General features: G+C 63.0%; 12 protein-coding genes. All 12 read left to right on the forward strand.

What is annotated here, in order from left to right:
• Positions 1 to 38 precede the first annotated feature (38 nt).
• Positions 39 to 1,280, forward strand: coding sequence for a thiolase family protein (locus tag P0D84_RS08195; RefSeq protein WP_408334648.1), 1,242 nt, complete (start codon positions 39 to 41; stop codon positions 1,278 to 1,280).
• Positions 1,281 to 1,353: 73 nt separating this feature from the next.
• The gene (locus tag P0D84_RS08200) at positions 1,354 to 2,958 is read left to right on the forward strand and encodes an AMP-binding protein (protein ID WP_408334650.1); all 1,605 of its coding nucleotides are present in this window, start codon (positions 1,354 to 1,356) and stop codon (positions 2,956 to 2,958) included.
• Between the two features lie 43 nt (positions 2,959 to 3,001).
• Entirely contained in the window at positions 3,002 to 3,751 is a 750-nt protein-coding gene (locus P0D84_RS08205) for an electron transfer flavoprotein subunit beta/FixA family protein (protein ID WP_408334653.1), read from the forward strand.
• Positions 3,752 to 3,768: 17 nt separating this feature from the next.
• Positions 3,769 to 4,716, forward strand: a complete 948-nt coding sequence (locus P0D84_RS08210) for an electron transfer flavoprotein subunit alpha/FixB family protein (RefSeq protein WP_408334656.1) — start codon at positions 3,769 to 3,771, stop codon at positions 4,714 to 4,716.
• 14 nt (positions 4,717 to 4,730) lie between these two features.
• Positions 4,731 to 6,527, forward strand: coding sequence for an acyl-CoA dehydrogenase C-terminal domain-containing protein (locus tag P0D84_RS08215; protein WP_408334659.1), 1,797 nt, complete (start codon positions 4,731 to 4,733; stop codon positions 6,525 to 6,527).
• A gap of 224 nt (positions 6,528 to 6,751) precedes the next feature.
• On the forward strand, positions 6,752 to 7,357 hold the full coding sequence (locus P0D84_RS08220; RefSeq protein ID WP_408334661.1) for an OmpW/AlkL family protein: 606 nt from the start codon (positions 6,752 to 6,754) through the stop codon (positions 7,355 to 7,357).
• Between the two features lie 433 nt (positions 7,358 to 7,790).
• The gene (locus P0D84_RS08225) at positions 7,791 to 8,390 is read left to right on the forward strand and encodes a 2'-5' RNA ligase family protein (protein ID WP_408334664.1); all 600 of its coding nucleotides are present in this window, start codon (positions 7,791 to 7,793) and stop codon (positions 8,388 to 8,390) included.
• A 549-nt stretch (positions 8,391 to 8,939) separates the two neighbouring features.
• On the forward strand, positions 8,940 to 9,341 hold the full coding sequence (locus P0D84_RS08230) for a DnaJ family domain-containing protein (RefSeq protein ID WP_408334667.1): 402 nt from the start codon (positions 8,940 to 8,942) through the stop codon (positions 9,339 to 9,341).
• 125 nt (positions 9,342 to 9,466) lie between these two features.
• The gene (tadA, locus tag P0D84_RS08235; protein ID WP_408339722.1) at positions 9,467 to 10,078 is read left to right on the forward strand and encodes a tRNA adenosine(34) deaminase TadA; all 612 of its coding nucleotides are present in this window, start codon (positions 9,467 to 9,469) and stop codon (positions 10,076 to 10,078) included.
• A gap of 27 nt (positions 10,079 to 10,105) precedes the next feature.
• Positions 10,106 to 11,032 carry a muramoyltetrapeptide carboxypeptidase gene (gene ldcA, locus P0D84_RS08240; RefSeq protein WP_408334670.1) on the forward strand — a complete coding sequence of 309 codons (927 nt, stop codon included), beginning with the start codon at positions 10,106 to 10,108 and terminating at the stop codon, positions 11,030 to 11,032.
• A gap of 318 nt (positions 11,033 to 11,350) precedes the next feature.
• Complete coding sequence (locus P0D84_RS08245; RefSeq protein WP_408334673.1) at positions 11,351 to 12,091, forward strand: GntR family transcriptional regulator; 741 nt, start codon at positions 11,351 to 11,353, stop codon at positions 12,089 to 12,091.
• 335 nt (positions 12,092 to 12,426) lie between these two features.
• Positions 12,427 to 13,908, forward strand: coding sequence for an NCS1 family nucleobase:cation symporter-1 (locus P0D84_RS08250; RefSeq protein WP_408334676.1), 1,482 nt, complete (start codon positions 12,427 to 12,429; stop codon positions 13,906 to 13,908).
• The last annotated feature ends 14 nt before the right edge of the window (positions 13,909 to 13,922 follow it).

A 13,922-nucleotide genomic window follows, 5' to 3' on the forward strand; every position in this document is an offset into this window, starting at 1 on the left:
CGGTTCGCGGCGCGCGCCGGTCGGCGGTGGAGATTGATATGGGCAACGAAGTGTATATCGCGGGCGTCGGCATGACGCCCTTCGGCAAGCATCTGGACACCAGCGTGAAGCAGCTCGCGCGCGCCGCAGTGGATCATGCGCTCGCCGACGCAGGCTGTGACAAGGCGCAGTTGCAGGGCGCGTTTTTCGGCAACTCCACTCAGGGGCACATGGAAGGCCAGCACATGATTCGCGGCCAGCTTGCACTGCGGGCGATGGGTATCGGGAAGATCGCGGTGATCAACGTCGAGAACGCCTGCGCGAGCGCCAGCACCGCGTTTCACCTCGCGGTGAACTACGTGAAAGCCGGTGCCGCCGACATCGTGCTCGCGGTGGGCGCCGAGAAGATGTTCTCGACGGACAAGGCGCGCACCTTCAGCGCCTTCGACGGCGCGTGGGACGTGCACGACACCGAAAACGGCAAGCGCCGTCTGCTCGACATGGGCGACGGCGTCGAGCCGCCGGCAGGCAGCATCTCGCCGAAACCGTACAGCGTGTTCATGGATATCTACGCCTCGATGGGCCGCATGCACATGCGCGAATTCGGCACCACCCAGCGCCAGTTTGCCGCCGTGTCCGCCAAGAACCACGGACACTCGGTCCACAATCCGCTCGCGCAATACCGCCAGGCTTACTCGATCGAAGAGATTCTCGGCGCGCCGCCGATCGCGTATCCGCTCACGCTGCCGATGTGTTCGCCGGTCAGCGACGGCGCTGCCGCGGCGATCGTGTGCAGCGAGGCTGGCCTCGCGCGCTTGAAGGGGCGGCGCTCGCGCGCCATTCGTGTATTGGCGTCGGTGCTGCAAACGGGAAGCGAACGGCCGGCCACCGCGCTCGACCGGCATCTGGTCCGGCTGGGCTCGTTGAGCGCTTATGAGCAGGCGGGCGTGGCGCCGCGAGACGTCTCGGTCGCCGAGGTGCACGACGCGACGGCGATCGGCGAAATCATCCAGTCCGAAGTGCTCGGGCTGTGCGAGCCCGGCTTGGGCGGGATGGCCGCGGAACGTGGCGAGACGACGCTAGGCGGGCGGATTCCAATCAATCCGTCGGGGGGCCTCGAATCGAAGGGCCATCCGATCGGTGCGACAGGACTCGGTCAGCTCTACGAACTGGTCACTCAGTTGCGCGGTGAGGCAGGCGCCCGCCAGGTCGAGGGCGCACGCATCGCGATCGCTGAGAACGGCGGTGGACTGTGCGGTGTGGAAGAGGCCGTGGCCAGCATCACGATTCTCGGACGCTGAGGCCGGCCGTGACACCGCGACAGATTCCGCACACGCGCAAGACCGAACCGCATCTGCAAGGAGAGAGGGCGCCATGAGCACGACACCCGAAACCACGTTGGCGGCGTTGCTCGCCAACCGCGTCAAGACCATGCCGGATCTCGACGTGCTGACCGTCGAAGGCGCCGGCGTGCGGCCCGATGAGGTGCGCACTTACCGGCAACTGTGGGAGAACGGCCAACGGCTCGCACAGGTACTGATCGATCGGGGCTTGCAACCCGGCGAGCACTTTGGGCTGCTGATGGCCAATCACGCGGAGTTCGTCGACGCGATGGTCGCCGCGTCGATTTCCGGCACGGTGTTCGTGCCGATCGATCCGCGCGCGAAGGGCGAGAAGCTCGCCTTCATGCTCGACAACGCGCGCTGCCGCGGCGTCATCGCCGCGGACTATGCGCTCGACAACCTCGTTGCCGTACGCGCCTCGCTCTCTCAACTGTCCTGGGTGATCGGGCTCGAAACGGACGAGGACGCGAAGCCGCTCGCCGATTTTGCCGGCGTGTTGCCATACCGCGCGTTGCTGCCGGATCGGGTGCCTGAGTTGCCGATCGTGGCCCGCGATCCCGAAAGCGCCATGCAGTTGATCTTCACGTCCGGCACCACCGGCGACCCGAAGGGCATTGTCATGACGCACCGCCGCTATTGCGCGACTTCGGCGGCGGTGTCGGCGCTGTTTGGCTACCTGCCCGACGACCGGCCGTATTCGGGACTGTCGCTGACGCATGCCAACGCGCAGATCGTGACGCTGGGCGCATCGCTCACTGCCGGCATGCGCGCGGTGCTGTCGCGCCGCTTTACGAAGTCGCGTCTGTGGGACATCACCCGCACGTACCGCTGTACGACGTTCACGCTGCTCGGCGGGATGACCACGGCGGTCTACAGCCAGCCGACCCAGCCCGACGACGCGGACAATCCCGTGCGTTTCGTGATCTCCGCGGGGATGCCGGCGGCGATCTGGAAGGCATTCGAGCAGCGCTTCGGCGTGCAGATCGTCGAGTTCTACGGCGCGGCGGAAGGCGGGATCACGATCAAGCCGCTCGGGATCGGCCCGGTCGGCAGTATCGGCAAGCCCGCACCGATTCTCACGCATCGCATCGTCGACGACGACGGCAAGGACTGCGCGCCCGGCGTGCCCGGCGAATTGCTGTTCCGTCCAGCGGATGGCTCGCCGTTCAAGGTCGAATACTTCGGCAATCCGGACGCGTCGGCGAAGAAGTGCAGGGACGGCTGGCTGTACATGGGCGACGTCGTGCGCGCGGACGAGAACGGCTGGCTCTTCTTCGAATATCGCAAGGGTGGCGGCATTCGCCACAACGGCGAGTTCATCAATCCGGCGCCGATCGAGAAAGTGATCGCCGAATCGGGTCTGGTCGAGGACGTCTACGTCTACGGCGTGAAGGCCGCCTCAGGCGCGCCCGGCGAGAAGGACGTGGTCGCGGCGGTGGTGCCCAAGAACGCGGCCCGTTTCGACCCGCAGCAGATATTCCGCGCGTGCCGCGCGAAGCTCGAAGCGAGTTCGGTGATCTGCTCGCTGCAGGTGGTGCCGGAGATACCGAAGACAGCGTCGGAAAAACCGCTTGAGCGCTACCTGATAGCCATGTTCGACGAACAGCGTGACAGCGTGTTCACAGAAACGCCGTGACGCGGCGCGCTCAGCCATACGATTTTTCAAAACGGAGTAAGCAATGAAAGTACTTGTTCCTGTCAAACGCGTCGTCGACGCGAATGTGAGGGTCCGCGTGAAGGCCGACGGCAGCGCTGTCGACATCGCCAACGTGAAGCTCTCGATGAACCCATTCGACGAAATCAGTGTTGAAGAAGCCGTGCGCCTGAAGGAAGCCGGCACGGCGAGCGAGGTGATCGCGGTTTCGTGTGGCGTACCGGCCTGCCAGGAAACGCTGCGCACCGCGATGGCGACGGGTGCCGACCGCGGCATCCTCGTCGACACGGACGCGGAGTTGCAGCCGCTCGCGGTCGCGAAGCTGCTGAAGGCGCTCGTGGATAAGGAGCAACCGCAACTGGTGTTGCTCGGCAAGCAGGCCATCGACGACGACTCGAATCAGGTTGGCCAGATGCTCGCGGCGTTGCTCGGCTGGCCGCAGGCGACGTTCGCCTCGAAGATCGTCATCGAAGCGGGAAAGGCCACGGTCACGCGTGAGATCGACGGCGGCCTCGAAACGATCGAAGTCGATCTGCCGGCGGTGATTACCGCCGATCTGCGGCTGAACACGCCGCGCTATGCCACGCTGCCCAACATCATGAAGGCGAAGAAAAAGCCGCTCGATGTCGTGACGCCGGACGCCCTCGGGGTCGACGTCAAGCCGCGGCTCACCACACTCGGGCTCGCGGAGCCCGCCAAACGCGAGGCAGGCATTCGTGTCGCCGACGCAGCCGAACTGGTCGACAAGCTGCATAACGTCGCACACGTCATCTAATACACAAGGGGAGAGAAATGTCCGTACTCGTTATTGCTGAGCACGACAATCAGACGCTCAAGACAGCGACCCTGAATGCCGTTACCGCCGCCGCCCGACTGGGCGACGACATTCATGTCCTCGTGGCCGGCTCGCAAAGCGCGGCAGTCGCCGAACAGGCGGCCCGCATTGCCGGCGTCACCCGGGTTCGGCTCGCCGACGCCGCGCACTACGGCCACGCGCTGGCCGAGAATCTGGCGGCGCTCATCGTGAAGATCGCCGCCGATTACAGCCACGTGATCGCACCGGCCACCACGACCGCGAAGAACGTGATGCCGCGCGTGGCCGCACTGCTCGACGTGGCGCAAATCTCCGACGTCGTTGCCGTCGAATCCGCCGACACGTTCGTGCGCCCCATCTACGCGGGCAACGTGCTGGCGACGGTGCGAAGCGCCGACCCTGTCAAGGTCGTGACCGTTCGAACGACGGCCTTCGCTGCGGCACCTGCTGAAGGGGTAGCTGCCGCGATCGAAGCGCTGGAGTGCGCCGCCGAGGTTCCGGGCTCGCGCTTCGTGAGCCAGCAGCTCACCCGCTCCGAGCGCCCGGAGCTGACGTCCGCGCAACGCGTGATCTCCGGCGGCCGGGGCATGGGGGCCGGCGAAAACTTTGCGCTTCTCGAGGACATCGCCAACAAGCTCGGCGCGGCGGTCGGCGCGTCGCGGGCCGCGGTCGATGCGGGCTTCGCGCCCAACGATTATCAGGTGGGCCAGACCGGCAAGGTGATTGCCCCGCAGCTTTATATCGCGGTAGGCATCTCGGGCGCGATTCAGCATCTGGCCGGGATGAAGGACTCGAAGGTGATCGTCGCCGTCAATAAGGACGAGGAGGCGCCGATTTTCCAGGTTGCCGATTACTGGATCGTCGGGGATCTCTTCAAGGTATTGCCGGCGTTGTCCGGCGAACTCGACAAGCTGCAACAGGGTTGAGACAGGAGCACAGAATGACCACTTATATTGCGCCGCTGCGCGACATGCGTTTCGTGATGACGGAACTGGCGGACCTCGGCGAGTTATCTGCGTTGCCGGGCTACGAGGAGGCGACTCCGGAACTCGCCGAGGCCGTACTCGAGGAGGCTGCAAGGCTCGCGACTGAAGTGCTGGCGCCCCTCAACAAGCCGGGCGACGAACAGGGCGCGCGGCTGACGCCTGATGGCGTGGTGGCTGCCGACGGTTTCCCGGCTGCCTACGGGCAGTTCGTCGCGGGAGGTTGGAGCGGCCTTAGCGGTGACCCCGAGTTCGGTGGCCAGGGCTTGCCCGAACTCCTGCAGGCAGCGACTGTGGAAATGTGGAACTCGTCGAACATGGCGTTCGCGCTGTGTCCGCTGTTGACCGCCGGCGCCACCGAGGCGTTGCGCCAACATGGTTCGGACGAATTGAAGGCACGCTATCTGCCGAAGATGGTCAGCGGCGAGTGGACCGGCACGATGAACCTGACCGAGCCGCAGGCCGGTTCGGATCTTGCCGCCGTGCGCACCAAGGCCATACCCGACGGTGACGGGGATCGCTATCGCCTCCATGGCCAGAAGATCTTCATCACGTGGGGCGACCACGATATGACGGATAACGTGATTCACCTCGTGCTGGCCCGCACGCCCGATGCGCCCGAAGGCGTGCGCGGCATCTCGCTGTTCCTCGTGCCGAAGTTCCTCCTCAACGCCGATGGTTCGCGAGGCGCGCGCAACGACGTGCACTGCGTATCCCTCGAACACAAACTCGGCATTCACGCGAGTCCGACCTGTGTGATGAGCTTCGGCGACCAGGGCGGCGCGATCGGCTATCTCGTCGGGCAGGAGAACAAGGGACTCGCGCATATGTTCACGATGATGAACGAAGCGCGCCAGAAGGTGGGTATCCAGGGGCTCGCGATCGCGGAACGCGCTTATCAGCAGGCCCGTGAATACGCGAAGGAGCGCGTCCAGGGACGGCTCGCGTCCAGCAAATCGGGTGGCGCCGTGGCCATCATCCATCACCCGGATGTACGGCGCATGTTGATGACGATGAAGTCCCAGATCGAAGCGATGCGCGCCTTCGCGTATGTGATGGCGGCGGACATGGACCGCGCGCACCGTGACCTGGACGCCGCTGAGCGCGCGCGTCGCCAGGTGCGTGTCGATCTTCTGATCCCTGTGTTGAAGGCGTGGTGCACGGAGCTGGGCGTCGAGATCGCGTCGACGGGCGTGCAGGTGCACGGCGGGATGGGTTACATCGAAGAGACGGGCGCTTGCCAGTTTCTGCGCGACGCACGGATCGCGCCGATCTACGAGGGCACCACAGGCATTCAGGCTGCTGACCTTGCCGGTCGCAAGCTCGCGGCAGACAAAGGCGCGGGGATGGCTGAACTTGTTGCGGAGATACGTGAGGCCGCGCTGGAGCTGGAACGCAGCACGGATACGCAAGCGGCCTCCGTGGGCACGGCGCTCGCGGCCGGTGTGCAGGCGCTTGAGGATGCCACCGTCTGGATGCTGCAAGCATTGGCGACTCAGCCCGATGCAGCGCTTGCCAGTTCCGTCGACTACCTGATGCTCACCGGCTACGTGTGCGGCGGCTGGCAGATGGGGCGCGCAGCGCTCGTTGCGGCAGCAAAAAGCGCAGCGAATGAGGACCCGGACTTTCATCGCACCAAGCTCGCCACTGTGCGCTTCTACGCCGACAAGATCTTGCCCAGGGCGAATGCGCTTCTGGAAGCGATCCGCAGCGGGGCGTCGGGCGGGTCGAGCCTGCCAATCGAGCAGTTCTGAGCGGCGCTGCCAGAACAGGTGTCGACATAAAACTATTGATATGTAATACGAAATAAAGTAGAGGGGATATGTTTAAAAAACTTGCGTGCCTTGCGTTGATATCAGGCGCGATATGGTCCAGCGGCGCGATGGCGCAGAGCGCTGGCAGTCTCATCACCAGCGTGGGAGGTGTTTGGATCGACTTTGCCCCGTCTTCCGCAACATCGTTGCAGAGCAGTTCGGGTTTGGGCACATTCACGTCAACGGGCACGGGTGGTCAGATACATAACACGTTCACCCTGGAGCTCTCGAACACGTATTTCGTCACGGACAATATTGCCGTTGACCTGGCGGCGGGCATACCAGCCAAGCTCCAGCTCTTTGCGCAGGGCAACGCCGCACCATTCGGTGCTGGCGGGCCATCGCTCAATCTGGGGAATCTGCAGCCGCTCGCTACCACCCGGTCGTGGTCACCCATTCTGTTCCTGAAGTATTTCTTCTTCGACGCGCAGGCGAAGCTGCGTCCGTTCGTCGGTGTCGGCGTGAACTACACCTGGTTCTCGCATACCAATCTCAATTCGACATTCAGTGGGGCGTTGCAGCAGATTGCAGGGCCGGGCGGACAGGCGACGGCATCGCTCAGTCCGTCATGGAATCCCGCGTTCGTTGCGGGCGCGTCTTACAACATCAGCAAGAACTGGTACGCGACTGCGTCGGTGACCTATCTGTCTCTCAAGACAAATGCGACGGTCAATGCCGTGGCTGCCAACGGTCAGACGGTGTTGTCCAGCAAGACGCGCATCACGGCGGATCCGGTGATCGTCTTTCTTGGACTTGGATATCGGTTTTAGATGGCGGATGTTCCCGTTGCGGCTGCCCTGCGGGACTCTCGCGACGACCGCGGACAGGCGCGTTTTGCCTGCGCCGGTTTCGTTCCCGGTTGAGCCGGCGCCGGAGATGATTTGATGGCACGAAAGAGGGCGCTGCGGCGCTCTTTTTTCGTGTGCCGGGCGTGCCCAAGAGCCCGGGTATTTTGTTGCGTCGGCCAGTACTTCCTGCGTTTTGATCGATTCCACGTTGTCATCGATACTGTATGAATGTACAGTATCGTGCGTGGACGGCCACTGAGTGCAAGTTCATTGGGCGTGAACGGGCGCGGGTTACGGGGGTGGGCTAAACCTCGCCTCGCCCCATCGAGTCGTGAAAATTTTCAGGTGCGTGGGCAAGCCCGCATCAATGCGAGGAGATTCTTCGAAATGTCTGCGTCACCCATTCAGGCGCGCTATGCCTGAGCAACTCTGGCTGCCCGGACTCGAGGCGCCACCCGTGCCGACCGACGGCCTGTTTTTTGCCGTCTTTCCAGATACGCATACGGCGGCGAGCATCTCGAAGCTGGCGCAACAGCTTTGCGGGGAGACGCGCTCGAAAAGCAAGCCGCTCGCGGCCAACCGCTTACACGTCACGTTGCTGCACCTCGGGAATTTCGCGGGCGGTTTGCCGCCGGCACGCGTTGAAGCAGCAATGAGCGCGGCCGCGTCGGTCAGGATGGAGCCTTTTAGCGTCGAGTTCGACAGCGCCCACAGTTTTGCGCTGAAGCCACGGCCGGGGCCGCTGGTGTTGGGCGGAGGCGAGGGTGTCGCGGGACTTCACGCGCTTCATGACGTGCTTGTGCCCGCATTGCAAAACGCTGGGTTTGGCGATCGCGCGGACTCGGCCAATCCACCGTACACGCCGCACGTGACCCTCGCTTACGGCATGCCCTGGATCGCGCCACGTCCTGTTGAAGCCCTCAGTTGGAACGTGCGCGAATTTGCTCTGGTGCACAGCCTGCTCGGGCGGACCCGGCATGTCGTTCTGGCGCGCTGGCCGTTGGCGGCCGGATGAACATTCTGGCTCGCGCCGGCCGTCGTGCAGCTAATGCGTTGAGGCGGCCCGGACTAGAACCGCACGCCGGTTGCGCAACCGCCGGCAAAGCCACCACCGCTTCCGCCCGCGCCTCCGCAGAACACTCCGCAGCCTGATAATGCGGCCGACATCGTAATGACCGCCACTGTCGCGCGTAGGTATCGCTTGAAAGCGTGCTTGCGAAGTTGCGTGGTCGGTACGCTCAGGCGCGGATCGAAGCGTGCGGCATAAGTGGTACTAGCGGGAAGTGCGGTGTGGGAGCGATGGTTGATGATTCCGGATTGCATAGCGTAAATGGACTCCATGAGTAGGCAGATGCGGGCGCTGTTTTGTGTCGCCTGACGAAAGATGTTTGTAAGATTTTTTGGCGGTGCGAAGCGGCGGCGCCGGCAACCCTTTACCCTAATCCACGTCATGCATCCTTCGAATGCGCAAAATCTGAAAACCAGGTAGATTCGTCGGTCAGACAGTCAGAACCGTCGCGTGCTCCCTGATAGAATGCTTGGGCCGCAACGTAGTGGACCGCAGATGAAATTGCTTGATGCGTTAGTCGAACAGCGTATTGCCGCCGCAGCCGCGCGCGGTGAGTTCGATGATTTTCCGGGCGCGGGCGCGCCGCTGCTTCTGGAGGACGATGCACTGGTCCCGGAGGAGGTGCGTGTCGCCAACCGGATTTTGAAAAATGCGGGTTTCGTGCCGCCAGCTGTCGAGCAGCTGCGTGCCTTGCGCGACCTGCAAGCGGAGCTGAATGCCGTGAACGACGAGGCTTCCCGCTGCCGTCTCCAGGCGCGCATGCTGGCGCTCGACATGGCGCTTGAATCGCTGCGCGGCGGCCCGCTGGTCCTGCCGCGCGAATACTGCCGGCGCATTGCCGAGCGGCTGTCGGTACGCGTCGGCAACCTCAATGCGGCTGAAGCGGGTTCGCAGTGAGCGAGCCGCTTGCCCGCTGTGTCGAGCCAGGCCCGGAGCCGGTCGAGTCCCCGGAGTGTGATGAATTGGCCGGGACGGCGACGTTGCCGGCTGCCCAGCCTGAACCCGCTGGTTCCGGCACTACGGTGCCGGTGAGCGATCCGGCTCAAACAGTTGCCGCCACTGCGCCGTTCCACACCGATCCTCCGCCAGACGAATTGCCCGCACCGCCTGTGTCGGAGCGCGATCGCCGCTTCATGGCGCTCGCCCAGGCTGCCGCCGAAGAGGCCCGCGCGGCCGGCGAAGTGCCGGTCGGCGCGGTACTCGTGCGCGGCGACGAAGTCATCGCCACGGGGTTCAACCATCCGATCGGTGCGCACGATCCGTCCGCGCACGCGGAAATGGTTGCGTTGCGGGCAGCCGCACAAGCCGCCGGGAACTACCGTCTGCCGGGCTGCGAGCTCTACGTGACGCTCGAACCTTGCCTGATGTGCGCCGGCGCGATCATGCATGCGCGCATCGCCCGCGTTGTGTTCGGGGCGCGCGATCCGAAGACGGGGGCATGTGGCAGTGTCGTCGATGCATTCGCGAATCCACAGTTGAATCACCACGCCACGGTGACGGGCGGCGTGCTGGAAACCGAATGCGGCGCCGCGCTCAGATCGTTCTTTGCCGAGCGGCGTCGCGCAAGCCGTGAAGCGCGCGCGGTGGCACGAGGTGAAGCGCACACCGAAGCGGGGCCGGCTGAGCCGCTCTAAAACAACAACGTCCAACAGGTCTCGCCAATGACCGTCCATCGCACCATTGAACTGATCGCGCCGTCCGGGTATCCGCACGACTCCGAAGTGCTGCATCGCGCGTTGCGTCGCTTGCATGCTCAAGGGCATCGCGTCAACGGTGTCGAGGCGACGAGGCGCCGATACCAGCGCTTCGCCGGCACTGACGGCGAGCGTGCCGCCGATCTGAACCGGCTGGCCGACCCCTCGCGTGAATTGCCCGACATCGTGCTAGCCGTGCGTGGTGGCTACGGCGCGGTGCGCATCCTGCACGGACTCGACTACGACGGGCTGCAACGGCGGCTGACCGATCAACCGGTCGCGCTGGTGGGCCATAGCGATTTCACCGCGGTTCAGCTGGCTCTGCTGGCGCGCGCGGGACTGAAAACTTTCGGTGGCCCGATGTTGATGAGCGACTTCGGCGCGGAAGATCTGAGCGAATTCACCATGCAGCACTTCTGGTCCGCGCTGACCCAGCCGACCATGACGGTGACGGGCAACGCGCCGCAAGCGCAGACTGCCGACGTGAGCGGCACCTTGTGGGGCGGCAATCTGGCGGTGCTGACGTCGCTGATCGGCACGCCGTACATGCCCCCGGTGCAGGGCGGCATTCTGTTCGTCGAAGATGTCAACGAACAGCCGTTCCGGCTTGAGCGAATGCTTTATCAATTGCACCTGGCGGGCATCCTGGCGCAGCAGCAGGCGCTGGTGCTCGGCGATTTTTCCGGCGGCAAACCCTACGATTACGACAACGGCTACGACGTGCACGCGATGATCGAGCAGGTAAGGTCCGTGGTCGGGATCCCGGTTATCACCGGTCTGCAATTCGGCCACGTTCCCAACATGCTGACGCTGCCGGTCGGCGCGGATGCGCACCTCGTCGCCGGCGCGCATGGCTTCAAATTGACGTTATCGGGCTATCCGTCTCTCGCCTGAGACATTCCGCAGGGCAGGGAAGCGGGCATTTGCCCGCTTTCTTTTTGAATCAACAACGCAACTAACGGCCTATTATTTGTTTCGACCACCAGCAGGTGTGTCGATGAAGGTACCGCTATTTTGTTGACAAAAACCGCCACCAATAGACGGCCCCATCACTCCTTAATTAAACTGGTATTGAAGCCACGCAGGGCTCACGCACTGCGTTAAGGAGTTGCCCAACCCAATGGCTCTATTGTGATTGTCAAAATTAAAAGCAAAAATTGTTGACAATTTTTATGTCCATCCTATGATGACCAACATACCGAGACAAACATCATGTCCGACACAGATTCCGCCAGCTCGAATGGTTCGAAACCCGAAGCGATCGCCGAGCGCATCCGCGCCGCGATCCTCGAGCATCGGCTCGCGCCTGGTTCCAAGCTGACAGAAGCACAGTTATGCGAAGTATTTGACGTGAAGCGAGGACCGATCCGCCAGGCGCTCGCGCAACTGGCGACCGACCACCTGGTCGACCTCGAGCCGAATCGTGGTGCGTTCGTTGCCAGCCCGTCGCTGCAGGAAGTGCATGAAGTGTTCGAAATGCGCCGGATCATCGAACTGGCCGTGGTTGAAAAGATTTGCAGCGGTCATGGGATGCGCCGTTTGAAGAGCATCGGCAGCATGATCGGCCGTGAACGCAAAGCGTTCGAAACACGTGATTTTCCGGCGTGGATTCGTCTGTCGGGCGAGTTTCATACCGAGTTGGCTGGGCTCACCGGCAACACCGTGCTGTGCGATTGCCTGAACGGACTGGTGGCGCGCTCCACGCTGATTTCGGCACTGTACGAGTCGCTCGGACGCAGCCCTTGCTCGTTCGAAGACCACGAAGCGATTCTCGCCGCGCTCGACGCCGGCGATGCAAAAGAGGCCGCGGCACTGATGGCGCGTCATTTGCAAACCGTCGAGTTGAAGATGCTGGACCGCCCCGCACGTGGCGCGGCCGATCTGCATGAAGTGTTTGGCGCACTTAACGGTGCGTCCCGGGTTTCATCCAAAGACAAGTCCGCGCCAGATTGAGGCGGCGGCCGGTGCGCGTTCCTTGCTGGTGCGCACCGCACTGAATTGAACTGAACCGAATCAAGCGTTGCAAGGCGGCTCGGCGTGAGCGCTGCCGGCTTGCGCACGCGTGGCCGTCATCGAATGGCAGCCTTGAAGTAGTAACGCAGCGCCGGGATTCGCGGCTACCGGCGGTGCGATAACCACAAGTACATCAAGTACGGAGACATCCGCGGCACGGTCAATCAGCTAGCTTGAACCTTCTGTTTCCCAATCAGGGATGAGGGACGCGACTGGCATGGCCGATGCAACGTCCTTCGATTCGCAATCGACGGTCCCTATCCCAAGGAGGAGTCATGGCTCAGTTCAGTGCAGCGTCCGGCAGTCCCGCAATTCCCACCTATGCAGACGGCGGCGCGTCCAGCGATCCGTCGATACCCGCAGGCTACAGCGAGAGGCTGTACAACGAAGACCTGGCGCCGCTGCGCCATCAAACCTGGGGTGCTTATAACATCTTCGCTTTCTGGATGTCGGACGTGCACAGCGTCGGCGGCTATGTGTTCGCGGGCAGTCTGTTCGCGCTCGGGCTGACGAGCTGGCAGGTATTGATCGCACTGCTGGTCGGCATTGCCATTGTCAACGTGCTCTGCAACCTGATTGCCAAGCCGAGTCAGGCGAACGGCGTACCTTATCCGGTGGCCTGCCGCGCAACGTTCGGCGTGCTCGGCGCGAATATCCCCGCCGTGATTCGCGGTTTGATCGCGGTTGCGTGGTACGGCATTCAAACCTATCTGGCGTCGAGCGCGCTGGTGATCGTGGTGCTGAAGTTCGTTCCGCAACTGTTGCCCTATGCGGATGTGCATCACCATGGCTTCATGGGTCTCTCAACCTTGGGCTGGACAGGCTTCATGTTGTTGTGGGTCTTGCAGGCGCTCGTGTTCTGGCACGGCATGGAGACCATCAAAAAGTTCATCGACTTCGCCGGTCCGGCCGTCTACGTGGTGATGTTCATTCTCGCCGGCTACATGGTGTATCGCGCAGGATGGCGAAACATCGGCATCAATCTCGGCGGCGTCAAATATCACGGCATGGAAGTGGTGCCGGTGATGATCACGGCAACCTCGCTGGTGGTCTCGTACTTTTCCGGACCGATGCTGAACTTCGGCGACTTTTCCCGCTATGGCAAGAGCTTTCGCAGCGTGCAGCGCGGTAACTTCTGGGGCTTGCCGGTCAACTTCCTCGCCTTCTCGCTGGTGACGGTCATCACGACCGCGGCGACGCTGCCGGTATTTGGCCAACTGATCACGGACCCGGTCGAAACGGTGGGCCGTATCGACTATCCGACCGCGGTGATTCTCGGTGCCTTGACCTTCACGATTGCGACGATCGGCATCAACATCGTCGCCAACTTCGTGTCGCCGGCCTTCGACTTCTCGAATGTCGCGCCGCGTCTGATCAGCTGGCGCGCGGGCGGCATGCTCGCGGCGGTGGCGTCGATCTTCATCACGCCGTGGAACCTGTTCAACAACCCGGCGGTGATTCATTACACCCTCGACGTGCTCGGCAGTTTCATCGGCCCTTTGTATGGCGTCCTGATCGTCGATTACTTCCTCGTCAAGCGTCAAAAGATCGTGCTCGATGATCTCTATTCGGTTTCCCCGAGCGGCTCGTACTGGTACCGTAACGGCGTCAATTACCGCGCGGTGGCTGCATTGCTGCCGGCCGCGTTGATCGCCGTGATCTGCGTGATGGTGCCGACGCTCGATGGACTCGCGAACTTCTCGTGGTTTATCGGCGCCGGGCTAGCCGCGGTGTTCTATCGTGTACTTGCACGCTAACGCTAATTTGCACG

The organism is Paraburkholderia sp. RL17-337-BIB-A (assembly GCF_046025895.1).
GTDB classification, from domain to species: domain Bacteria; phylum Pseudomonadota; class Gammaproteobacteria; order Burkholderiales; family Burkholderiaceae; genus Paraburkholderia; species Paraburkholderia fungorum_C.

Coding starts and splice junctions, on each gene's coding strand:
- P0D84_RS08215 (WP_408334659.1), top strand. CDS start 4,731: ATGACCACTTATATTGCGCCGCTGCGCGACATGCGTTTCGTGATGACG.
- P0D84_RS08205 (WP_408334653.1), top strand. CDS start 3,002: ATGAAAGTACTTGTTCCTGTCAAACGCGTCGTCGACGCGAATGTGAGG.
- P0D84_RS08245 (WP_408334673.1), top strand. CDS start 11,351: ATGTCCGACACAGATTCCGCCAGCTCGAATGGTTCGAAACCCGAAGCG.
- P0D84_RS08210 (WP_408334656.1), top strand. CDS start 3,769: ATGTCCGTACTCGTTATTGCTGAGCACGACAATCAGACGCTCAAGACA.
- P0D84_RS08250 (WP_408334676.1), top strand. CDS start 12,427: ATGGCTCAGTTCAGTGCAGCGTCCGGCAGTCCCGCAATTCCCACCTAT.
- P0D84_RS08225 (WP_408334664.1), top strand. CDS start 7,791: ATGCCTGAGCAACTCTGGCTGCCCGGACTCGAGGCGCCACCCGTGCCG.
- P0D84_RS08195 (WP_408334648.1), top strand. CDS start 39: ATGGGCAACGAAGTGTATATCGCGGGCGTCGGCATGACGCCCTTCGGC.
- ldcA (WP_408334670.1), top strand. CDS start 10,106: ATGACCGTCCATCGCACCATTGAACTGATCGCGCCGTCCGGGTATCCG.
- P0D84_RS08200 (WP_408334650.1), top strand. CDS start 1,354: ATGAGCACGACACCCGAAACCACGTTGGCGGCGTTGCTCGCCAACCGC.
- P0D84_RS08230 (WP_408334667.1), top strand. CDS start 8,940: ATGAAATTGCTTGATGCGTTAGTCGAACAGCGTATTGCCGCCGCAGCC.